At 41.7% G+C, this 23,961-nt stretch carries 18 protein-coding genes and 1 tRNA gene; 9 read left to right on the top strand and 10 right to left on the bottom strand.

What is annotated here, in order from left to right; all coding sequences use genetic code 11:
- Nucleotides 1-457: 457 nt before the first annotated feature.
- A complete protein-coding gene (locus tag H6G32_RS06600; protein ID WP_190456345.1) occupies nt 458-1,699 on the bottom strand; it encodes a tetratricopeptide repeat protein in 1,242 nt (413 codons plus the stop codon).
- Between the two features lie 208 nt (nt 1,700-1,907).
- Here H6G32_RS06600 and H6G32_RS06595 point away from each other — a divergent pair, with 208 nt between their 5' ends.
- Nucleotides 1,908-2,507 (top strand): chromophore lyase CpcT/CpeT, encoded by a 600-nt coding sequence (locus tag H6G32_RS06595; RefSeq protein ID WP_190456343.1) that lies wholly within the window; start codon nt 1,908-1,910, stop codon nt 2,505-2,507.
- A gap of 39 nt (nt 2,508-2,546) precedes the next feature.
- On the opposite strand, the gene cpdA is transcribed toward H6G32_RS06595, so the two are convergent.
- Nucleotides 2,547-3,365, bottom strand: coding sequence for a 3',5'-cyclic-AMP phosphodiesterase (gene cpdA / locus H6G32_RS06590; RefSeq protein ID WP_190456511.1), 819 nt, complete (start codon nt 3,363-3,365; stop codon nt 2,547-2,549).
- A gap of 389 nt (nt 3,366-3,754) precedes the next feature.
- Here cpdA and H6G32_RS06585 point away from each other — a divergent pair.
- The 5 genes from H6G32_RS06585 (at nt 3,755) to H6G32_RS06565 (ending at nt 8,219) form a co-directional block, all read left to right on the top strand.
- A tRNA-Cys gene (locus tag H6G32_RS06585) sits at nt 3,755-3,825 on the top strand.
- Nucleotides 3,826-4,079: 254 nt separating this feature from the next.
- Nucleotides 4,080-4,397, top strand: a complete 318-nt coding sequence (locus H6G32_RS06580; protein WP_190456341.1) for a hypothetical protein — start codon at nt 4,080-4,082, stop codon at nt 4,395-4,397.
- 630 nt (nt 4,398-5,027) lie between these two features.
- Entirely contained in the window at nt 5,028-6,188 is a 1,161-nt protein-coding gene (locus tag H6G32_RS06575; protein WP_190456339.1) for a phosphotransferase, read from the top strand.
- Nucleotides 6,189-6,213: 25 nt separating this feature from the next.
- Entirely contained in the window at nt 6,214-7,305 is a 1,092-nt protein-coding gene (locus H6G32_RS06570) for a T3SS effector HopA1 family protein (protein ID WP_190456337.1), read from the top strand.
- 734 nt (nt 7,306-8,039) lie between these two features.
- On the top strand, nt 8,040-8,219 hold the full coding sequence (locus tag H6G32_RS06565; RefSeq protein WP_190456335.1) for a hypothetical protein: 180 nt from the start codon (nt 8,040-8,042) through the stop codon (nt 8,217-8,219).
- 89 nt (nt 8,220-8,308) lie between these two features.
- Here the strand turns inward: H6G32_RS06565 and H6G32_RS06560 are convergent, their stop codons facing one another.
- From H6G32_RS06560 to H6G32_RS06530, 7 genes are all read right to left on the bottom strand, one after another.
- Nucleotides 8,309-9,043, bottom strand: coding sequence for a peptidylprolyl isomerase (locus H6G32_RS06560; RefSeq protein WP_190456333.1), 735 nt, complete (start codon nt 9,041-9,043; stop codon nt 8,309-8,311).
- Nucleotides 9,044-9,106: 63 nt separating this feature from the next.
- A complete protein-coding gene (locus H6G32_RS06555) occupies nt 9,107-10,630 on the bottom strand; it encodes an HlyD family efflux transporter periplasmic adaptor subunit (RefSeq protein ID WP_190456331.1) in 1,524 nt (507 codons plus the stop codon).
- A gap of 8 nt (nt 10,631-10,638) precedes the next feature.
- Complete coding sequence (locus H6G32_RS06550; protein WP_190456329.1) at nt 10,639-13,365, bottom strand: peptidase domain-containing ABC transporter; 2,727 nt, start codon at nt 13,363-13,365, stop codon at nt 10,639-10,641.
- The gene (locus tag H6G32_RS06545) at nt 13,259-13,990 is read right to left on the bottom strand and encodes a helix-turn-helix domain-containing protein (protein ID WP_190456327.1); all 732 of its coding nucleotides are present in this window, start codon (nt 13,988-13,990) and stop codon (nt 13,259-13,261) included. Before H6G32_RS06545 ends, H6G32_RS06550 begins: the two co-directional genes overlap by 107 nt.
- A 757-nt stretch (nt 13,991-14,747) precedes the next feature.
- Nucleotides 14,748-15,524 (bottom strand): ABC transporter ATP-binding protein, encoded by a 777-nt coding sequence (locus H6G32_RS06540; protein WP_190456325.1) that lies wholly within the window; start codon nt 15,522-15,524, stop codon nt 14,748-14,750.
- 29 nt (nt 15,525-15,553) lie between these two features.
- Nucleotides 15,554-16,558: a FecCD family ABC transporter permease gene (locus tag H6G32_RS06535; protein ID WP_190456323.1), complete on the bottom strand. Its 1,005-nt coding sequence runs from the start codon at nt 16,556-16,558 to the stop codon at nt 15,554-15,556.
- Between the two features lie 133 nt (nt 16,559-16,691).
- Complete coding sequence (locus H6G32_RS06530; protein WP_190456321.1) at nt 16,692-17,315, bottom strand: 4Fe-4S single cluster domain-containing protein; 624 nt, start codon at nt 17,313-17,315, stop codon at nt 16,692-16,694.
- A 189-nt stretch (nt 17,316-17,504) separates the two neighbouring features.
- Here H6G32_RS06530 and H6G32_RS06525 point away from each other — a divergent pair, with 189 nt between their 5' ends.
- Together H6G32_RS06525 and H6G32_RS06520 are read left to right on the top strand one after the other, a co-directional pair.
- The gene (locus tag H6G32_RS06525; protein WP_242046518.1) at nt 17,505-17,942 is read left to right on the top strand and encodes a hypothetical protein; all 438 of its coding nucleotides are present in this window, start codon (nt 17,505-17,507) and stop codon (nt 17,940-17,942) included.
- A gap of 550 nt (nt 17,943-18,492) precedes the next feature.
- On the top strand, nt 18,493-19,536 hold the full coding sequence (locus H6G32_RS06520; RefSeq protein WP_190456319.1) for a collagen-like protein: 1,044 nt from the start codon (nt 18,493-18,495) through the stop codon (nt 19,534-19,536).
- 94 nt (nt 19,537-19,630) lie between these two features.
- Here H6G32_RS06520 and H6G32_RS06515 read toward each other — a convergent pair whose 3' ends face one another.
- Nucleotides 19,631-23,602 (bottom strand): DUF3854 domain-containing protein, encoded by a 3,972-nt coding sequence (locus tag H6G32_RS06515; protein WP_190456317.1) that lies wholly within the window; start codon nt 23,600-23,602, stop codon nt 19,631-19,633.
- A gap of 12 nt (nt 23,603-23,614) precedes the next feature.
- Between H6G32_RS06515 and H6G32_RS26510 the strand changes: the two genes are divergently transcribed.
- Entirely contained in the window at nt 23,615-23,836 is a 222-nt protein-coding gene (locus H6G32_RS26510) for a hypothetical protein (RefSeq protein WP_206757958.1), read from the top strand.
- Nucleotides 23,837-23,961 lie beyond the last annotated feature (125 nt).

Below are 23,961 nucleotides of genomic sequence, written 5' to 3'. Positions count from 1 at the left end.
AAATTCAGACATAATTCTCTTAGTTATGTCTCAAGTTGCAGTTAGATAAATTACCATATTCATAACCTTACTGTTAAGTCAACTATCTAAAATAAGAAATATCTACAAATATTGGATCTAAATAATATTTTTTTTAGACATAACTCCTTAACTTATGTCTCTAGCTTCTATTAGAGGGACTTGATTTTTATAGCTTTGTCAGGAAAAATATATTTAAGTCTAACAACTTGTAGGCTCTCTTGGTGACAACTTAACCTTATCCAATGTCCACAGTCCGCGAAAGCGGACTTTCTTTTTGGGTATTTTTAGAAGACAGTAAAAATTCCCATAATGGAGAATTAGGGATTGGCGATAATTGCAGATTTTTAGGGAATATCCCCCCATCGGGGGGCTGAATTTATCCAAACGTTTAACCGAAAAAAGAAAGGATAAGGATATAGAGTCACCTGAACTGAATTTATTTATCAGCAGGAGTTGAGAGTTTTTCAATTTGCTGAGTAAAGTATGCTTCTTGGTGTTTGAGTTCTTGGGCTAGTTCTAGACCTTTTTGAAAGGCTGTGAGTGCTTGGGGATACTGTTGGCGTTCTAAATATAATTTTCCCATTTCGTCGTAGGCTTGCATCAAGCCATAAAAGTTGGTGGCTAGTTGTTCTGCAGTTAGGAGAATCTGGCTAGTTTGCAAAGCGGCTTCTATTTGTCCTTGAGAACGGTACAGCGCGATGATCTTTTGCAAAGCTTCACTAGCAATCACAAACTGTTGCAGTTGCCAAGCAGTGGTATAAGCTTCTTGATAGTTGTTAAAAGCCTGTTGCAGTAAACTGGGATTTTCCTGTCCTAGGGATTCGTAATTTGTGGCGATCGCAATTTTCAACCCAGAAATTTGAGTCAGATTGTTTTCATTAGTGTAGATTTTTACTAGCTTATCAAGTACATTAATGGCTTTCTGTGGCTGTTTTGCCTGCTGGTAAATATACGCTAGCTGTTGCAAATATGCTATTTCGTTGACTCCATCACCCTGGATGGTAGCAAAGCCCAGCAATTCCTCATAGGTGGCTGCGGCGCTTAGATAATCAAACCAACTCAGATGCAGTTCCCCAATCGTTTTCAGGGTTTCTAGTTCTGCGGTGGTATCTTTTTGCTGTCGCACCAATGCTAAAACTTGGTTATAAGCTTCTATGGCTAATTTGGGTACACGGATTTTTTGGTAAGCCTCACCAAGCGATCGCCAAAGTTCTAAATCAGGGGTTTTTGGGGCATCCTTTTTTTTCGCTGGTTTCGGCTTTTGAATGGCTTGCAATCGCTGTGTAATATACTTTAGTTCTTCCCGTTCATTTTGATTCCAGGCGATCGCACCCACTCGTGACAGCGCTTGCACCTCAGCTAATGAACCCAAAAGACGCCGCAACCGCAGTTCCCGATTCCAAATCTCATAGGCTTTTACCCTATCCCCCCCTTGTAACGTCACCGCTGCTTCTTGATTTAACTCATCTAGCGCCGTCTCCAACTTTTGCCGTTGTTCCAGAGTTAACGGCTGTTTGTCCCACAAAGGTGGTAGCAGTGGATCGGGTATAATAACTTCTAATGGGCCTGGAAGAAATTTATCCAGTTGTTCCGGCTTTTTAGTCTCTGCCAGGGTCACAGCACTGCACAGATGCCAGAAAATAACAGTAGTGACTATAAAACTTAAGCGCCGTAGCATGGTTACTTTACCTCAATTTAAGTGACATCTTTGGAGTACCAAATACAGTGAGAGCCTTCTGCTGTTTTAGGTAAATTGTCTGGGGATGACCAATTTGTTTGACGCATTAAGCAACGTTAATTATCCCTTATTGCCCATTTTCCATGACCAAGCTTTAAAATATTCCCAGATTATTTTTACCCCTAACCCCCAGTCCCCAATCCCTAAAATGACTCATTCTTCAGACATTGCCACTTTAGCCCGCTGGATGGCAGCCGATTTTAGTAATCAAGCGCAAGCATTTGAAAACCCACCTTTTTTCGCTCATATTCGCGTTTGTATGCGTCCCTTGCCCCTAGAAGTGTTATCAGGGGTAGGTTTGTTTGTCGAACAAGCTTATGACTATATGCTAAATGACCCTTATCGCTTGCGGGTGTTGAAGTTGATCAACGCCGGAGATCACATCCAAATAGAAAACTACATTGTCAAAAACGAAGAAAAGTTCTACGGTGCATCCCGTGACTTGCAACGCCTCCAAACTTTAAACAGCGATGACTTAGAAAAATTATCAGGCTGTAATATGCTTGTCGAGTGGACTGGTAACAGCTTCAAAGGCAAGGTTGAACCAGGCAAAGGTTGCATCGTCTTTCGCAAAGGGCACAAAACCTATTTGGATAGTGAATTTGAGATTAACGAAGAGAAATTTATCAGCCTCGACAGAGGACGGGATCTAGAAAATAATCAGCATATTTGGGGTTCTGTCGCCGGGCCATTTCACTTTGTGCGTTGGGGTAGTTTTGCCGATGAAGTGAAAGTCAGCGCTGAGTGATCAGTGATGAGTGCTGAGTAGTCAATACTCAGCATTCTGCTAATATTCTTTGGCTTCTGACTCTGGAGGGCAAAAATAAGGAACACGTTCCACCCAAGTTTCCCAAGTCCCGTTGGGGTAAAGTTTTAGTAGACGAAACCCAGGGAATTTATCATCAATGGCAAAAGTGGGACTGTCTGACAGAAACTGAACGCAAGTTGAGGGACTACTCAAATAGTCAACATTGTGACGGGTGCGTTGAAATTCCTGGTGAATGTGACCAAATAAAACTAACTTGACTTGCGAGTGGCGATCTAAAATAGCAAACAATTCCTCAGAATTTTGTAGGGTGTTAATATCCAGCCATTCAGAATTTACGAGAAAAGGTGGATGATGTAGTGACACCAAAGTCGGGTTGTTGCCTAGCAATTTTAACTCCGAGTCCAGCCAATCTAGAGTTTTAGCTGAAAGATGACCATGCATAGACCCCGCTACGGAGGAGTTAAGTAAGATAAAATTCCAATTACCACGTTTAAAAGATTTCCTTCGGGAAACCATCCCCAGATTTAAGACTTCATCCATGGCGATGCCTCCTCCCGGCGTGGCGATCGCACAATCATGATTTCCCGGTAACCAATACGTCGGTATTTTCAGCGGATTCAGTAAATCTTGCAGATTTTCATAAGATTCACCCGTAGCATCACCAGACAAATTTCCTGTTAATATTAAAAAATCAAGTTCAGATTGTAGTTCCTTTAATCGCTTGATCACTGCCTGAAAAGACTCCGTAGTTGGCATTCCTAGCAGCCGTTGATCTTCCGCCGCAAACAGATGTATATCTGTGAGTTGGGCAATGAATACCGGAGAAACTTGATTTATGTTCGCTGAAACCAAAGTATGCGTCTTAATATCCGATTCTCCTTGCCGGAAAGTAACTTATTTTAACTCAACTAACCAAATTAGCCTGATAGCTAAAACAACCTCACCAAATTCACCAATTCACCTCCTAGATCATAGACTATGTATAAATTTAGTTAACTAGGCTGTACTTAATACGTTAATTTATTTTTATACAAATTATCCCAGAAATTAACTAATTTTATTTTTTACCTATCTTAAGGTAGATGATCTAAGATTTGTTTGATCTTCATGCAATAAACATCTTACCAACGCTGCCATTTACCCCTGACTTACTCAAACCCCAAAATTTTTCTGGCAGGGGATGCCATTTACAGTCAAATGCTGCTAATATAGGTAATTGTGAGTCCGGCGGCATAGCCAAGTGGTAAGGCAGAGGTCTGCAAAACCTCCACCCCCAGTTCAAATCTGGGTGCCGCCTTTAATCTTTTCAGCCTTTTCGGTAAGGCCAAATCAACCCGGTTTAACGCTAGAACAGGCGGGACGCCTGTTAAACATAGTGATAGTCACTAGAGCAATAGCTGTGTATTTTGGCTTAAACAACTAAAAAAATAAGCATGAGTACGAAAAACTTTCTTTACTCCTGCATAAACCAGGAAAGTCTATCCTATTCAAATTGTGTAAGCATCTAAAACAAACAAAAAGATTATGCATTGCATACACAAATTGATTAACATGACACTCTTGGCAACTGTGGTAGTCTCTCCTGCTGCTATGGCACAGCAGCAATCGCTAACCACACAACCAGGTGGTCTTGAACAACAGGTACCATGCACAGATAGTCGTGGCTTGCCCATCAAGTGCCCCTGGGAAAAGAAAAAACCCTTGGGGATACCTACCCATCAGCCCCAAACAACCAGTGAGATTAGCGATCAGAAACTGACTTCAGGGCGACCCTCTACTGGTACTGCTGCTAAGAAGCGACCGAATGGGACAGTAATACTAGGTGAACCTACTTGCACTCAAAATGGCAAACGCATTGAGTGTCCCTAGATTGACTTAGAGAAAAAACACAGGATTGTGCGATCGCCCGTTGGTAAAATCTATCCCGTGTTACAAAAAGAATACGGCAGGCTTTCAACCTCTCTTGGGAAAAACCTGCCTAAAATTGGCAAGCCAACCCTTGTTGGCGGCTTATATAATTAGGACTTACTGCCTTTGGAAATTCATCCTAATTTTGGGCTTTTTTAATGGTGTTTTGATGGGTCTCTTGACGCATCCTACCCGTAGCGTGCGTTCCCTAACGCACGGATTAAGATTTTCAATGAATAAAGCCAGCCGACACATATTTAGCATTTTTTGTCAATGCGTAAGTCCTAATAATCTCGTTTTCACACAATATCTTCGGTGATACCGCCAAAAAACACCGAGTTTACGCATCTAATACCAAAAAAGAAAAATGATGGCGACAGATGGTTCTATAGAACCCTGACACAGAAGGGGATTCCCAATCCAAAACCTAAAATCCAAAATGGCATACAGCGCCGTAAATCACAGTTTTATTTGTGTCAATACTAAAACAATTATGTCCCAATATATCAGGCCGCAGTAGTTGCTTTGGTAGCTGTTAAATGTCAATCTATATCTTAGTCACAATACAATGTATTAGTACTTTCAAGACCTATGACATTTATTTTAAATTCACATAATATTTTTGATTATTTAGTGGCACAGAGTTTATTTAATGGGTCTGAGCAACCTCCCAGTCATATAGAACGACTTACAGGCAAAAACTTTAATTTATTACTGAGTTTTTCAGATAGCAATAAAGTGTTAGTTAAGCAAGAACGGCACAATCAGGAAGGAAAAACGGCTGGTGAATTTTTGAGTGAGTGGCGAATTCAAGACTTTCTACAAAAATTTCCTGATCTTGATAAATATCGATTCTTCTTGTCAGAGGTGCTACATTTTGATCCAGAAAATTCTATTATTGTCTTTAGATATCTGGATGATTATCAGGATTTAATGGAATTCTATGATAAAGGTAAAAACTTCCCTGTAGAAATCGCTACGAAACTTGGCACTATTCTAGGGACTATTCATAGTGATACCTTCAACCATCAAGAATATCAGGAGTTCTTCTCTCAGCCTTCGCAGAATTTAATTCCTGATCAAGTATCGCTGATGATTCAGGAATTAGAACGGGTTGAACCAGAAATATTTGGTTTAGTTCCTGATGATGGTTTAAAGTTTTTTGCTCTCTATCAACGTTATGATAGTTTGGGGCAGGCTATAGCTGAATTGGCTAATGCTGTAATTCCCTCTTGTCTGACTCACAATGATTTGAAACTGAATAATATCCTGCTGCAAAAAGATTGGCAGGATTCCAGTAATAATATTATCCGATTAATTGATTGGGAACGTTCCAATTGGGGAGATCCAGCTTTTGATTTGGGAACACTTATTGGTAGCTATATCCAAATCTGGCTAAGTAGTTTAGTTATTAGTAATTCTTTGACTATTGAAGAATCTCTACGTTTAGCGATAACACCTTTAGAACTAGTTCAGCCTTCAATTAGTTCATTAACTCTAGCTTATTTAAACACTTTCCCAGAAATTATCAAACACCGCCCTGATTTTTTGCAGCGAGTAGTGCAATTTGCAGGATTTACTTTAATTCAACAGATTCAAGCGATGATTCAATATCAAAAATTATTTGGCAATATGGGAATTGCTATGCTTCAAGTTGCTAAAACTTTATTAAGCCGTCCTGTACAATCAATGCCAACCATTTTTGGTGCTGCTGCTGTTGAATTAAATCGTTTTAATAGTTCTACTGTTTAAGTCATTTTGTTACTACTAAATCATTATGGAATTATTACAAACTGGTGCAACTAGGCAATTACTAGAAGTTTTCCAAGATATTGCTCAGAAAGTTGAAATTAAATCTGATTTTTCCATCCACCATCCAGATTACAAACCCTTAGAATTACCAGTTGAACTTGTTGAACGTTTCCAGACGATGCCAGCCCAAATGCAGCAGAAATATCTGAGCTTGCAACTGCGAAGTTTTCTTTATGGTATTTATTATAACGGCTCGATGCAAAGTGCATTGGCATTAGATGGAGAAGAAAATAATTTACCTCTAGATTTGGAAAATAATACTGTTATGGGGGTAGATGTGAGATTTTATGAACGATTGCATAAAAGTAATTGTGGAGAGGGGTATTTTGATTCTGGCTGGGCTATTCTTAGAGAAGAAATTGATGGTAGTGTAGCAGTAACTAAGGGCGGTTTGAGGCTACATATTCAGAGAAATAAACATCTTCAAGCTGTTGAACAAGATGCTGCCGTCGGTAATTTAGTAGCAATTCGTTTACCAAAAAATCGAGTACAAAATGGTTTTTATGTGGCAGTAGGCAATCAGGGATTTGAGCGTTTTGATGATACTAAGTCTCAACCGATAACTGTGCGAATTTATTTTAATTTTACTCCTGAAGGTGCTGTAGCAGTGATGGGGAGTTTAACACAGCATTTGAATGAGTTAGCAATTCCTTTTAGATTTAAAGTTTTGTATAATCCCAAGGACTACAGACGGCATGATTCAGGAGTTTTGTATTTTGATAAAAGGGATTATGAGGCAGTTAGGGAAGTTTTGCAGGTTGTGTATGGGGAAAATAAAGTGTATTTTCGGTCAGAAATTCCTCTATTTACAATGCAGCTTGCACCAGGGTTAGGGTTGGCTGAAGAACCAGATCAAAAGTTTGCTGAACAAGAAAGTTTTGGCATGAATCGCTGTCAAATTGTGGCGAATGGGTTGTTAAAGGCTTGGTATCAAGGGGATAACTCAATTGATGGGAGAATCCAGGCTATTTATGAGCAATTTTCTACTTTGAAAATTGATTTACAACGAGTTTATTTGAATGCTAATTCTGAGGATATTTACAATTTTTTGTATTGACTTTGGCTAATTGGCTTTTTCCTCGTTGCCTCGTTTTCAGTTCCCTCGTTCCCTCGTTCCCAGTCTCCGACTGGGAATGCCATATAGAGGCTCTGCCTCCAGTATTTAGTATCAATGAAGGCAGAGCCTTCAGTAACTCATTCCCCTACAGAGTATGGGAACGAGAAAAATATTGAAATATACGTAGGGTGGGTTAGCGACAGCGTAACCCACCATCTGATAGCATAGCTTGGTGTTGGTTCCATACTTGAGTGCTAACACACCCTACAAATACTAATTAATCAGGAGAAGATTATGTCTCCTGATTTGTTTCTGTTTGAGAAAATTTCCCAAATTAAGTAAGTAGGCGAAAAGAAATCAAACTATGTTAAGCAAAGTAAAAACTATTGAAGTTTGCTCGTAGTGAGGGCTTCAGCCCTCAAAGTAGGGCTAAAGCCCTCACTACCAACAGGGACATAATTGTTTCAGTTTTATCTCTTTTAAGGCTACTCTAATTCTGTAATTGCCTTTTTATTGAGGATATTTTTAACTCTAAAGGGCATAATTACGGTTGTTTGGCTGAAAATGCTGTCACAATCAAGCTATTTTGATTGATAAAACCGTAACTTTTATGTCCCGTTTACTTGATGGAAATCTCTAGACATATTTTTTTATGTTTAATAAGATGCAATCAGAAATCAGATTTTTACATTTGATTCTTGAAGAAAACAAGTTTGAAAAGAGGAAAAACTCAAATGGCTGACATTAAGATTAATGACATCCAACCAGCAGGTTTGGAATTGTTTGCTGATGTTGAAAGTTTTATGCATCAGCTAACTGATAATGAAATGATGGGAATCGTAGGTGGTAAAATCTACCCTATTTATAATACGAAAACAGTGGTAATAAGTTATATCCAGGTTGAAACCAAGTAAAAGAAATAGAGGTAAGGTGGGTATTGCCCACCTTACTTATGTAAATTTTTTGAAAAACTTTAAAAACTGGCTTTATACTCGAAATACAGTTATAAATTACTGATAAAGTTAACTTCTTCAACTTGTTTTTTCAGCCATTCAACAAACAAATCTGAAGCAATTTTCTCGTGCAATTTTTTCTCTAACTGCGCTTGAATTATCTCTTCAACAAAAATCAAGTGTACTCCTTTAGCTGTCACAATTGGTTTGAGAACTTGTGGTGGTGTCGCAGCAAAAACAGCAGCAGAAATCTCCGGCTTTAAATCTTGGCGACGCAATAGCCCCAAATATCCCCCTTTACGACGTAATTCTACATCCTGAATATATTTGTGAGACACATCATAGAAACTCATCTCACCTTCTTTAATTGCATAGAAGAGTTCTAGGGCGAAATCTTTATCATCCAAGACAACTTCATACATGAGGACACCAGAATAATCTAACTGATGTTCAAAAAAGTAAGGTTCGACTTTATCTGAAAATAAATGTTGGCTTAACTTCCCACAAATTACGCCGTGATAAACTATTTCTTCAAAATCATCTATAGACAACCTATGTTTTTCTAACCATTTCCAAGTATCATCTGCACTGGTGAGTTTATTCGTTAATCGCAATAAATCCGCTGCTTTTTGTAATTCTTCTGTCTCCACTTTTATCCCAGCTTCCTCCGCAGCAGCTATAATCACCTTCTGGCTAAGAACCTGCTCAATTATCTCAGGAATTCTACAGGATAGCTTGACTTGTTGAAAAATATCTTCCTTGGTAATAGTGATAGGTTCGGACATAATTTGCTCCTTAAATTAGATGAAATTAGACAATTTGAAAAATACAACAACGCAGTGAAACTTCTACAACTTTACCCCACCCTGTTGCAACTTTTTAAACGGGTCAATTAGAAAATCAATAATCCGTCGCTGACGCACAATCACTTCAGCCGTTGCTGTGTCACCTGGACGCAAAGAAATACACGTATTAGCAGAGGGAATACAACTCTGTTTGAGAGAAATTTCTAAGTTATAAGCTGCCACTTTTCCATTAGGCGTATCTATCTCTATCGTATTAGGAGAAATCTTAACTAACTCCCCTGATACAATGCCATAATCCTGAAAAGGATAAGCATCAAATTTCAACTTTACTGGCAATCCTAACCGCAAAAAACTACTTTCATTGGTCTGCATTTGCGCTCGAATTATTAAAGGTGAATCTTGCGCTGCGATTTCGGCAACCAATGTCCCTACCTGTACAACTGAACCAGGCTTTTGAATTGGTAACTGAAATAATATACCATTTACAGAAGCTTTAATTTCTCGTTGTCCTAACTGAAATTTTAACGATTCAATCTGACTCTTACTTTGTGCAATCTCTGATTTAAGGGAAGTAATATCTGTATCTAAACTTTTCTGTTGTTCGGCAATTTTTAACACAGCTAACTGACCCGAACTGGTTAAAGTTTGATAGCCTCTTTCCTGTTCTTGCAGTCGCAATTTAGCCTGTTCAATATCTGCATTAGCTTGACGCAGATTTCGCTCATAACTACTTTCTTGTTCTGCTAAACGTAACTTAGCCTGTTGAATATCTGATTTAGTTTGTGCATACAATTTTTGTTTGTCTTTAGCTATATCTTGCTTTTCTACTAGATTAATGTCTGGAATTACTCCTTGCTGTTTTAGTTGAGTATACCGTGTCACTTCTCGCTGACTACTTGCCAAAGTACTCTCTACTAACTGATTAGTAGTATGGTTATTGATGAGAGTTTGTCGGGCTTGATTAAGTTGAGATAATCTTTCTTCTTTCTGAAATTGATAGGCACTCCTGAGACTATTAATATTCTGTTGGGCTTGATCAACTTGTGCCTGTTTTTCTAGCTGCTGAGATTGATTTTGCTGCTGTTGAGTTGCTAAAGAGACTATTAGCTGGTTTTTGGAGGAATTTAACTGAGAAAGTCGATTTAATTGCCCCTCCAATTTATCTTGGGCTTGACGCAAATCTGACTTGACTAATTCCGATTCCAATAATAATAAAGTTTGTCCTGCTTTGACTGTTTCACCTTCTTTAACCTGAATTTCCGCAACAGTTCCCGCTACTGCTGCATCCAGTTTGACTGTTTTATCTTTAGGCTCAATGCGTCCTCTACCCGTACCTGTTTCATCTACTTTAGATAGCATTGCCCAAGGTAAAACTAGGGACACAATCAAGACTAGAAGATATAGCAATCCCCTCGTCCAAACTTGAGGTAGGCTATCAAGTGATTCTTTAGTAATTTCTGACCAATCTTCACTGGTAATTTCCGGTAATGGCAGTGGTAAAATTTCCGGTTCATTAATGTCTGCTATGATTTGGTTTTTAACATTGCCATTCAATGTACTTGTCATAATTGTATTTACCCTACTACTTGCAATTGCTGTTGATTAAGATAGAAATAATGTCCTCGTTTGGCCATTAATTCGTCATGAGTTCCACTTTCAATTAACACACCTCTGTCTAGTACCAAAATCAAATCGGCATTACGTACAGTAGAAAGACGATGAGCAATTAGTAATGTGGTTCTTCCCTTGAGAATTCTGCTGAAATTATGCTGAATAATCCTTTCTGATTCAGTATCTAGATGGGAAGTTGCTTCATCTAAAATCAACAAGTTGGGATTACCTAATAACGCCCTAGCAATTGCTATCCTCTGTCTTTGTCCACCAGATAATAAACCTCCACCTTCACCGATTTGACTTTCATATCCCATCGGTAATTTTTTAATAAATTCATCAGCACCAGCGAGTTTTGCTGCTTCCATAACCTCTGCTAAAGGTAATCCAGGGTGCCCTAAACTAATATTTTCTCGAATTGTGCCACCAAATAAAAATGTGTCTTGATCAACTACGCCAATTTGTTGCCGTAAGGAACGTAAGGAAAGACTGGTAATATCTTGTCCATCAATCAATACTTTGCCATCTGTGGGGGGATATAAGCCGACAACTAATTTAGAAATGGTGGTTTTTCCTGAACCACTGCGTCCAACTAAGGCTACCATTTGTCCTGGTTTGATTTCAAAAGTGAGATTTTCTAAAATATTAATATCGCTTTCTGGGTGATAGCGAAATGTCACATTGTCAAAGCGGATATTACCCTGAATTGGTGGTAAGTTTTGCCGTGATTGGTGTAGTAAATCTTCCTCTGGTTCTGTATCTAACACATCATTAATCCGTTCTACGGCAATCACGACTTCCTGCAATTGATTCCACAATACAATTAAGCGTTGGAAGGGCTGTATAATATTTCCTAGTAGCATATTAAATGCTACTAATTGACCAACAGTTAATTGGTTATGAATTACCAAATATGCCCCAAACCATAATAAGGCAGTGGTAGCGATCGCTTCAATTGTGTTACTGAAAATTTGTAAGCGATTGCTGATGATTTGCCCGGAAAAGTTGGTCTTTACTTCTTTATTTAATAATTCTTCCCAATGCCATCTGACTGTTTGTTCTACTGCTGTAGCTTTCACTGTTCGCACACCAGTTAGGGCTTCTATTAAATAGCTACTTTCTTTGGCAACTGCATTAAATATTTCTCTGGAAATTCTTTGTAAAAAAGGTGTGGCTATCAGGGCTAATAAGGCAAAAGGTGGGACAATTAATAAAGCTAATAATGCCATTTTCCAACTGTACCAAAACATCAATCCTACATAGATAAACACAGTGAATAAATCTAGAAGGATTGATAATGCTTCACCGGAAAGGAAGCGTTGAATTTTGCGGTTTTCTTGAACGCGAGAAATAATATCCCCGACATAACGAGACTCGAAGAAGCTCAAGGGTAGCCGCAGTGTATGACGAATAAATCCGACAATAAGTGCTAGGTCTATGCGATTGGCTGTGTGGTCTAGAAGATATTGCCGTAAACCGGTCATAGCCACACGAAAGAGGCTAAACATCAGCAACCCTATTCCCACTGCTGTGAGGGTGAGTTCTGATCTCTGTACCACCACGCGGTCTAAAATTAATTGGGTAAAGAGGGGGGTAACAAGTCCAAATATCTGGATAAATATGGAAGCTATAAATACTTCCAACATTACTAAAGAGTGGGGCTTGAGCAATTCAAAGAACTGCCAAAAAGGTGTGGAAGTTTCTTTAGCATCTTTGAGCATGGCTGTTGGTTGCAACAGCAATGTATAACCAGTCCAGTCGGCTTGAAATTCTGCGTGAGTGAGGTGGCGTTGACCAAGAGCGGGGTCGGCAACAATTACATATTTAGAGGTAATTTCGTAGACAACGATGTAATGGTTGCCTTCCCAGTGGGCTATGGCTGGTAATTTTTGTTTCGCCAGCTGGTTTAAACTAGCTTTTACAGGCCGTGTGGCAAAACCAAGGCTTTCTGCTGCTGTCAATAACCCTCGCAAGGATGCACCATTGCGGTCTACATTGGCGATATCCCGCAACCGATTGACACTAAAGCGTTTCCCCCAATAGCGGGACACCATGACTAAACAAGCTGCTCCGCAGTCAGAACCACTCTGTTGGGCAAAGAATGGATAGCGTCGCATCACCTTTTGCCATAAATGCCCAACTCTTTGTGTGGGACTGGGAAAATAGGCTTTGCTAATCTTTGGTTCTGACTGGAAATCTGGGGTTGACGCTGGTAAAAGTTCTGGTTTTTGGTTGTTGTTTTCTAGAGTGGTTAGTTTTACTGGTGTATAATCTGCATCTTCTAGTAGGGAGTGGGCTTTCTGCCTTAAATGTTCTCGAATTTGGGGATACTTGTCCATTAGGGGCGACAGTAACTTTTCCGGCAAAAAGCACAGATGTAAATTTACTGAAGCCCTGGCTCCATAAGGCTTAAATTCAGATTGGGGAAACAAGGTAAATTCAGCAAATGATTCTCCGGTTTCTAGAGTGGCAATTAATTCATCTGTATTATCTAACAGTCTGACTTTGCCAGTAATTATGATGTAGATGCCAGGTTCAACATCACTTCCTGTCCAGAATTTGCCGACTTTTGGGTTGAGAGATTTAAGTTGTGGAAGATAGTGCTGAAATTCTTCTGGGGTCAGTGAATACCCTAAAGTATTGTTGATTTGTTGCAGAGATACTAACTGAGCGGACAGATTGTGCGCCATAAATGTCTGAATCTTTCGCTAGTTTGGCAAAATTAATAGGTAGGAATTCGGAGTAATCGGGGGGATTTGCTGTTGTGAGGTCAGCAATGAATATTTTGGCTTCTTTGTTTGATTTGAGGCTATTTTGTGGAGCATTACTGGTTTTGGCTCGCGTCGATAAGCCCATTTGTTTGAGGAGTCGCTTAATGTGGCGATCGCTCACTTCAACCCCAAATTCCCTGGCTAGATGTTTCTGCAACCAGTTCGCTGTCCAGCGCCGAAAAGAATAACCATGATCGCGGGGACTACTACCGACTAGTTCTTTCAATCGCTCTAAATACTCTTCGTTGACTGTTTTAGGGCGACCAATCGGACAATCTTGCCATTGGTGCGCCATCCCTGTACGCGCTATGTGTATCCAATGTCTTGCTGTTGCAGCACAACATCCTAAAATTTGACAAATTTCTGTTTGAGTTTTCCCCTCATCTGCCAACAACATGATTTCAATACGTTGACGGTAGGACTCAGGGTAATCTTCTTGTAGATTTTTTTCTAGAAGTTTACGTTGAAAAGGTGTTAAAACTTTACCATTATCAGCTAAATTACTTGGTTCCCTAATCTCAACGTCTGATTGATAGTCGGACATGATGCACCCCAGAAATGTTCAATCCAGATACAAAACTTTACATATCAAAATCTAGCTATTATGCAACCAGTAGAAAACTTAATATTTATCCAGATCATAAGATAGCCATCAGTCAATAAAAAAACGAGTATTCAACACTGGATAATCGTTTTTTGGTATTCCTGTGAGGGTAGATTTGACAATCTTGAGAAATGAATTTCTAATCATTAGCAAACAAATATATTTTAATGCTTAACCAAAAATTTAACACATTTTGGTCTTTTTTATCACATTTTTCTTAACATTCAACACTTCTGGAGTTGTTGCTGAACGTCTAGCAACAAACCTACTTCTTGTTCCCTTTTTTCTATACGCTGGCAGATGTCTTCAACCAGTTTCTTGACCCTGGCTAGAGTTCTTTTCCCATCCTCTTATGGTATCTGCTTGATGTAGGCAAAGGGTTGTTTTTCCATGACTTTTAGCTTACTATCTGCTGGTCGTTCTAATTAGCGATCGCCTACGGTACTGCGCCCTCGTCCTGAGTCCTTTGGACAACCTACGCGTTAGCGAACCTTTGGCTGTCTTCGATACCCGCAAACCCCCCTGAACGGTTACACCCTACTTGCACTCAAGTAAACCTATCAACTGTACCTAGATTCGCTTAGAGAAAAAACCAGGATGATGCGATCGCCCGTTGGTAAAATCTATCCCCTATTACCAAAAAAATACGGCATTGGTAAAATACTCTTAGGGAGTGGTCTGTTAAAAAATAATCATCTCACACTGAAGAAATAGCACAAACCTGCAACCCGACAGGGGTGTGAATAATCACAGATTCTACGCCAAAAACCTCAGCTATAGTGTTTGGTGTCAGCACAGCGGCAGGTGTGCCAACTTCCCAAAGATGTCCTAGTTTTAATAAAGCAATGCGGGAACTGTAGCGCGCGGCTAAATTCAATTCGTGCAACACAGTGATAATAGTTAATTCTTGCTGCTGGTTAAGATTTTTAAGTAATTCTAAAAGTTGTAATTGATAATTAATATCTAAATAAGTTGTAGGTTCATCTAATAATAGTACTTTTGGTTCCTGTGCCAGAGCTAAAGCTAAAAAAGCCCGTTGTCTTTCGCCGCCAGACAGTTCTTCAATTAGGCGATCGCTAAAATTTTCGAGTTGGGTTTTTTTGATTGCCGCTGTAACTTTTTGCCAATCTTCGGCGGTTAACTCCCATTGCCACCAAGGTTGATAGGGAGTACGCCCTAAACTAACTAATTGGCGCACTGTTAAGCCCACGGGAACCGTCTGCTGTTGCGGTAACAAAGCCAATTTTTGAGCAACTAAATTTGGCGGTTGAGAGTGAATTTCTTTACCATCAAGTAGCACTATTCCCTGCTGTGGGGAAAGAATCCGACTGAGCAATTTTAATAAAGTAGATTTACCAGAACCATTAGCACCTACCAAACTCAACCATTCTCCTGTTTGCAGGGTGAGGTTAATGTTTTCGAGAATTGGCGCGGCGGTGTAACCACCTGTGAGATTTTGCAGTTCTAGGGGCATTTTTAAGAATTTGGCGATAGTGGGAAAAGTTAAAATTTACCTAAATTACCAGAACGCCGATAAAGCAACCAGATAAACAACGGCGAACCTAGCAAAGCCGTGACAGAACCTACTGGTAATTCTACTGCTCCCAGCCTAGAGAGTAAATCTGCAAAGACTAGCAACCACGCACCCGCCAAGGCTGAAAGGGGCAAAACAAAGCGGTGATCTGTACCGACAATGAGGCGGACGCCGTGAGGCACAACAAGCCCGACAAAACCAATTAAACCGCTGATACTGACTGCACCGGCGGCTAATAAAGTAGCGACACCACCAATTAAAAGGCGCGATCGCATTAAGGATACACCCAAGCCCACAGTTAAATCATCACCCAAAGCTAACACGTTAAGCGATCGCGCCAGCAAACACCCCACCAACAAAGCCGCGATAATGTAAGGCCCAGCCGTAGTAATTTCTTGCCAACCCCGGCCGTTAAGGCTACCCACCAACCAACTCAAGGCGATTTGAATTTGACCATCTTCGGCTAATAAAAGCAGTGTACTTTGGAGAGCACCCAATAAAGAACTCACCGCCACTCCACCTAAAATTAGCCGTTCAATAGAAATTCCCGACCCCGTACGACCGAGTAAAATGACTAATGCAGAAGTCAAAATTGCCCCCACCCACGCCGCCAAGGGAATCGCTAGAGGGAAAATTTGCCAAACTATCATGAGAATGACAATTAGCCCTGCACCTGCGGAAATACCGAGGATGAATGGATCAGCCAGGCTATTGCGTAACATTCCTTGCAGTAGTGCGCCAGACATACCCAAAGCTGCACCGACAATCAGCGCCGCCACAATGCGCGGCAGCCGTAAATCCCAAACAATTGTCTGTTTAACAGGATCGCCTTGGTGGAGAATCGCTTGCCAAAATTGTGTAAAACTTAAGGGTACTGCACCTTGAAAAAGAGACAGCCCTATTGTCACCACTAAGGCGCTACTGAGGAGTAAAACCGCCCAAAATAGCCGATGTTTGGTAAAAATTGTCTGCAATGGTCTTGTCAGCTAAAGGATGAACTATAGGTTACAAATAACATCTCCGGGCTGAAAAAGGTATGATGGGAAATTTCCCCAATCTAGATTAAAAACCGCAACATACCTTGTTTTTTCAGCCTTCAGCCTTAAATTACGTTAATTCCAACCATCCTTGATAGCCAGTCACGATGCGGTTACCATCTTTGAGAATGTGAACTTCTATCTGGTCGCTAGCCCAGCTAACTTGGTCGAGGAAGGCGGGATTGAATATATGTACCTGTTGATTCTTGGAAGAAACGGGAGAGGTAGGAGAATTAATTGCTTGAGACTCCACAAAAGGCCCGTCAATCAGAATATCTAATTGTTCTATTAGTTCTTGGGCACCCTCCGGCGCAGATTCTGATTGTAGTTGCTTCAAGGTGTACCCAGTAAAAGACATGACATTTAACCCAGCAGTTTTTACCTTCTTGGCTAAAGCAGCTAGTGCAGTTGCTTGCCCAAAGGGTTCGCCGCCGGAAAATGTGACACCTGTGTTCTTGGGGTTGCTGAGAATATTTTCGGCCAGGGTATCAACAGCAATCAGCTGGTTAATCTCAAATGTCCAGGAGTCAGGATTAAAGCAGCCAGGACACTCACGGGGACAGCCTTGCACCCAGACGACAGCACGAGAACCAGGACCGTTGACTTCTGAGTGATCAACGTAACCCATGATGTTGAGATAGCCAGGGGGAATTTCTCCGAGTGCTAACGATGGACTGTTTGGCTTTGTTTCCATCTCTCTACTCCTTTATACTTTTGCCTATTAATCGTTAATATAGCGAAGTTTTTGCGAACTTAGTATTAGCAAGTCTTTTGAGTTTCTTAGCAATTAGTTCTACTCAACTGCTACTCAATTGCTACTTAAAAAGCGTGATTTGCTGCTGATCACCGCAATATTTTACTGCTCAAATACTACTCATCTTAAATGCGCACTTCACTCACTAGAGATGCGATCGCATCACCTTTTGCTACTCAATTGCTCTCCTACGTGGTAGATTATGTAGTTATAGAGTTATACAACCATCAACCAATGACTAAATCAACACTGGCAGAGATATTTGGAGCGAACGCTACCCAAACCAGCACCAGTATTACAATTCAAAAAGCCGATTTGACAACGCTAACAGCCTCTGCGACGAATAGCGGATCAGCGATTCTTTCAGCCATCTTAATCAATAATCAAGCGGTGCTTACCAAGCCCAACTTTGATGCTGATATAGACAAATCAATTTATATCGAACCAGGGTACTCCTCTTTTATTTCCAGAGGAACTACTAGTACTTCTTATCGAGTAGACCAAATAGTAGTGAATCTAGCGAAAGTAGATTCTGGTGCTGACCTAGACGCAGACGATTACTCATAATGGCTATTTACTGCGAAACGGGTGAAACAGCCCGTATCACATTACCTAATCAGATCCTTGAATTTCCAGGACCGATAGATATAACGTGTAACACTGACACCAAGTGTTATAGAATCAATTACTTTTGTACTGTTCGAGAAACTTCAGACCCGACGAACAGCGCAAGTTACGAAGGTACAACGGGTCAAAGGTACCGCCCACCGTTTAGTTCAAGGATTTCACAGAGTACGTCAACGAGAGCTTTTAATGTTGATAGTAAATGCGACAGCTTACTAGTAGCAGAGGTACCGATATCTTTTGAAATAGTAAATTACGGCTTCAATTTAATAGAAGGTTCATGCAACCGTATACGGAATTGCCCTCCAGTCGCCGGCATTGTGATTAAAAGTATTAACGGTACCATTCTTTATCAAGACACTACCAACAATTGTAATTTTACTGTTGAGTGTCTGCCTCCGAATAGCCTAGACTGTGGAGATTGCTATCTCGGTTGCGATGGCATCTTTAATGAAATTTCATCAATACGGAGTTTAATATCAAGGCTTAAATAATGACTAGTTGTAGTGAGATTTCCAGTCAGATATCTGCTTTAAGAGCGGATATTGCGGCTCTTGATGGAAGATATGTTCTTCAATCAGAAAAAAGTCAACTTATTACTGAATCAGTAAATCAGTCTTATAACTTTATTTACCCAAAAAGCGTTGCTTACATTGACCAAGAAATAAACGGAGTGACTTTAGCTTTGCAAGCAGCAGTTTTAGCAATTGCCGCTTTAAGAGCAGGTTTCGATGTTTTAAAAGGGGTTGTGAATGGATTACAAACATCGCTTGAAGGATTTTTTGGGATATACGGGAGAGTTGCGTCCTTAGACCAAAGAGTTTCTTTGGTGGAGAATCTACAATCTAGGGCTTTATCTCTTTTTCAAACTGTTAAAAATACTGCTGATGAATCATTGAGGCTCTCTCAAAGAGCCTATGAAGTTGGTGCGCTTGCAAAGCACATTGCTGAAGAAGCTTTACAGAAAGCACGCATCCCCGGTCCGCAAGGTAAACCAGGGCTTGATGGTAAGCCGGGACTGCAAGGTAAACCAGGGCTTGATGGTAAGCCGGGACTGCAAGGTAAACCAGGGCTTGATGGTAAGCCGGGACTGCAAGGTAAACCAGGGCTTGATGGTAAGCCGGGACTGCAAGGTAAACCAGGGCTTGATGGTAAGCCGGGACTGCAAGGTAAACCAGGGCTTGATGGTAAGCCGGGACTGCAAGGTAAACCAGGGCTTGATGGTATAACAACTGTTGTGCAGATTCCTGGACAGCCTGGGCGCGATGGCAAGGATGGGAGGGACGGGAGAAATGGAAGTGACGGGAGGGATCTAGAGGTGGATGCTGAGATGAAGGCTTTGATAAGGCAAATATCGGGAAATACTGCTTTTATTCCGGCGCTAGTATCCCGTCCGGCGCCTTTGAATTTTGGGCAATCTGTAAATGCATCTGCCACTGGCACTTGCCAAACTATGCAGCCGGGTGGTTGTGGGCATACGGCTATTAATGGTGCTGTCAATGGTTTGTTGAATAATGTTTCTAATTTAAATAACTAAGCAGAGAGAAACATAAGCTATTCTCATTAAGCATCTGCATTATTGACAATGAACAGAGGCGATCGCACTTCACCCCAAAAATGCGATCGCTTTTTCATGACTCTTGTAACCGAATTTCATCTATCCCAGCAACCACTAGCTTTCTGCCATCCTGATTAAAGACATATTGATTAGTGACTGGAGGATTGGGGACAGATACGAGTACACAATCTAGAAACCAGAGGTAATCATTGTCGCCTATCTGTTGAACAGAGTAGAGCCTACCCTTTTTAAGCATCGCCTTGGATTGCCACGCTTCAATCTTTTCTAGAGCGATCGCCTTAATCGCCTCAATAGATTTCTCCTTCCCCAATGTTGGGATAGAGGCATTTTTGAGCCGCGCCCCTTTCCCTGATGGGAAGGTGAAGCTGATATTAAAGAGTAGCCCCCCTTTTTTGGGGCGGCCGGTAAATTCCACCAAGGCTTTGGATTCTCCAAATACCCCAGGGAAGGAAAATTCCATTGGTTCTGGCACTGGTGGAATGGCTGGGGTACTCGTTGAGGGAGGATCAAGCTGGGCTTTCTTCACCAGGGTCAGAAAACGGAAAGGCAATCTTCCATTTACCTTTAGCATCGCCTCTTGCGCCATTGAGTAGATGGCCATAATTTCATCCTCCAGCCCAAAGCATTTGCAGTTCTGATTGATGATTTTTACTCTGTCTCCGGGGCTGAAATCCTGGTTTACATCGCAGTAGTCGTCAATTTTCTTCACATGCCCAACGTAAACTATCTCATTATCGTTGGTCTGTATGAAGTCAAAATCTTGTTTCCCCTGTGAAACATAGGGGTAGCTCTGAACAACAAGCTCCCCTGGGTGCATTGGACTTGTGAACATCATGCGATCGCCTGGCTTGTATCCCCTGTCTGTGCCTAGCACCATATTGCCCTCCTCGTATCTCACGTCTGACTGATTGGGGGCGCTATCACTTGGCTTATCATCCGTTACCAGTCTAATATCTGAACACCTAGCCGCCTTGCCATCAGTGAGCATTACCATACTCGTTTTGGTAAGATTGTCATGCTGCCCAGTAGTGCATCTGACAATTTTCTCAACGGCACCAACCCAATCAGGTCTTGTCTCATGAGAGACAATTTCTACTGTTTCCCCGACGGAGAAGTAATGGATTTCAGAAGTGCGATCGCTTTTACCTGGTTTGGCGTCCACCGCTTCTTGAATGGGCGATATGTCAGCAAAATTCGCCGACATATCGCCCATGAGAACAGATTTATAACCAAATGCCCTAATACGTCCCTGTTTGCCAATCCAGTCATCGCGTTTTGGGTGACGCATTATTTGGACTAGCTGCCCTAAATAAAAGCCATTAGCAGTAATGGTTGGGTCAACCACCACACCATCTATATCGCCAATTTTCAATTCTGAAGTGCGATCAGTTGGGTCAACTACTAGACCGCTTTCGTTACTATCGGTTGCTGATTGGTTTTGTACAGAATTAATTGCAAGTTTAGTTGGTTTTACTTCCTCCCCCAGTGAAATAGGGTTTGACCCGCCGTCACCCGAAACCGCCTTGTTTAGCAAGGGTTCTGACCCGACACCTGACCCGACACCTGACCCGACACCACCCGAAACTCGTTCCATAAGATAGTAATCGTAGGTTGGGATGTGATCATCTATTCCGGTATGCCGCAGCCGCAATCCCTTGATAACCTTGACTGTTTTAGTGGCTTGCTTGCTGACTGGCCAGTTTAAAATGGTATGACATAATTCGATTAGGTCAGGGCTAAAAACCTTGCTGCTCTTGGGGGAGTCGCCCGATGCTAGGCAATGGCGGATGTACGAGCCAAACAAGGTATAAACCTCAGCACCGTTCGCACCTTCGTTCCTGTCGTTGCCAATCTGAGTTGTTGCCATCGGATCATAAATAACTTTTTCGTTGACCCACGCCGCGACGGAATCACCCTTCATCTGGTTTTCCCAGAACTCAAGGGTGCACTGGGGAATTTCCTTCTCTCCCTTGAGTACAGCGGTAACGTGATCATCTGAAAGTGAAAGCAGGTGGTTGGTGAAGGACGCTAATTCTGGTTCAAAAACCTTAGATAGCTGTTTTCGTTGCTTCTCAGGGACAGTCTTGTTGCAAGGTACCGTTATTGTCCGGCGTTTGGCGCGGCTGCTGCTGCCACCGCTAAACACTGGGAAGTTAGAAACTACAAGGGTCATCCCTTGATAGTCAAAGTTAAACGCGCGCTTCCCTTTTTCCTCAGCCCGAACTTTATCTTCACCAGTTAAACCGAGGAATCTGCCTATACTTCCCCTGTAGGGGTCTTCATCTGGGAATATCACCAGGCGCTTACCAAAAGCATTGGCTCCCTCAAACTGGTTCGTGCACCAAGCCGGTAAATTAGTTACCAGAACATTTTGGTCTCCAATCAGTTCAGTTACCAATCGGGTGAAAGTTCCTTTACCTGTTCCTCCAAGCCCAATTAGGTGAATAAATTTCTGAAGGTCATACCGTCCCTTGATTACAGCGTTACAGTAGCAAATCAGCAGTTCTTTGATGTCAGCATTGCCGTTTGATAAGTGTTCTAGGAAGTTGCTGATATTGTCCCAGCTACCACCATCTTGCGAATAGTCTCTTGGTAGGCTCCAGGTGAGTTTATAGCCAGGCTCGTGCCTTAGTAGCTTACCTGTACTAATCTCTACTACTCCATTGGTAAAAGGCAGGTACTCACGTGGTGACGCCTCATTCCATCGGCGCTGTATAAGTTCGTGGCGCAAGAGCTTGACGATGCTGCTAACGTAATCAGCGCCAAAGTTGAATGCTCCCTCAGTGTTCAAGATTTTGTAGACAATGGCTTCCATATACTCGTTGGATTCAGGCGACCAAACGCCATTAGAATCAGCCTGATACCTCATCCACTGCTTAGTTTCATCGTTAAATGCCAGGTTGGTGCGATAGTCATCGGCTATCTTTTTCGCCATCTGGTCAGGTGGTGCATTTTTATGTTTTTCCTGTTCGCTTTCAGATGCGCTGCCTTTGGCTGAAAATTGTTTCTCTAGTCTGGCTAACGCACGGGTGTAAGCGGTATCAAAAGACCCAAATCCTTTGTTAACTATCAGGTCATCAACTCCTTTCCCATCGTCTGATGACCAAATAATATCCTCTGTGTAGTTCTTGAATCCGTCTTTAGCCAAAACCCGCCCTAAGTCGCGCTTGGCTGCGTTAACCGTTCGCTTTGTTTTCTCTTTGCTGTCACGATCCAGAGCAAAGAGCCAAATCGAACCTTCCTGATTAAATTGCCGCAGGTCTGGGATTAGTTCTTTCCTCCCACCGCACGTACAGCCGTACAGTGTCAGCGGTATATACCCTTGGGTCAGAAGCGACAGTCCTTTTTTGCCGCCTTCGGTAATAACTCGTGGGACTTGTAATGGAACCATGCTAAGGGTGTAAGAGGTAAGATCGCCTGCTTGCCTGGCTGGGGAAGTTTCTAGTTGAGTCGCAGTTTTTAACCACTCCCAGAAACTTCCATCTTCTGGAATTTCTACGCCATAGCGGGAGCCAATTTTCTTCCGAATGCTGACAGGTACTGGAGGAAGAAAAACGCGATCGCCGTTTTCGTTTGGAGCACGATATATATAGGGCCGTTGAGAGTCTTCGTCCCATTGGCTAATTATGCCCTGCCATATAGTGCCGTCTTCATTTTTGAGGAGTGCGGCATACATTGTCTCTCGTGCTTGATGCCCGAATCGGGTGACTTTCCAGTTTAAGCCCTCGTGAATTGGGTATTCTGCGTCGTTCCCGGCGCTAGCTTCTAGGTCTTCGTGAAATTCAACGCACTCGGCAAATAGTTCGGGGGCGATGCCACTTCCTTCTATGAAGCTGGTCTTAACAAATGTTTTGAATTCTTGGAAGCTAGTAAATTTGTTTTGCTTTTGACTTGCTGGTTCTGGAGCCTGTATGTCTTGCGACTGTAGCGTTTGGGCTTGTCCGTCTGTTATAATTACATTAGATTGTTTTAATGTTTTTGCGGGTGAAGTTAGCGCTTTTCCGCTTTTTTTTGTTCTTGCCATATTATACATTACTTGTCCTTCCAAAGTGGCTATCTATATCTGGTGGTGGATGCTGTGGTTTCGACTGCGATTAATACCATCGGTTTATTTTTGGTGGTGGCGGGTCAGGTGGCGGGTCAGGTGGCGGGTCAGGTGGCGGGTCAGAACCTTGCTAAACAAGGCGGTTTCGGGTGGTGGCGGGTCAAACCCTATTTCACTGGGGGAGGACATAGCGAAGACGTGACTTTTTACTAAAAGGGAATTGGGCGATCGCACTCCCCATCACTCAGAAGCGCGATCGCACTTTAAAATTTCTGCCAATCAAGTTGCTCATTGACTGGATTGGCAATGTGGACTGATTTTTCCAACAGTTGGTATAC

The sequence above is a fragment of the Cylindrospermum sp. FACHB-282 genome (genome assembly GCF_014697195.1).
Taxonomy (GTDB): domain Bacteria; phylum Cyanobacteriota; class Cyanobacteriia; order Cyanobacteriales; family Nostocaceae; genus Cylindrospermum.
This window is presented reverse-complemented; position numbering and strand designations above follow the sequence as displayed.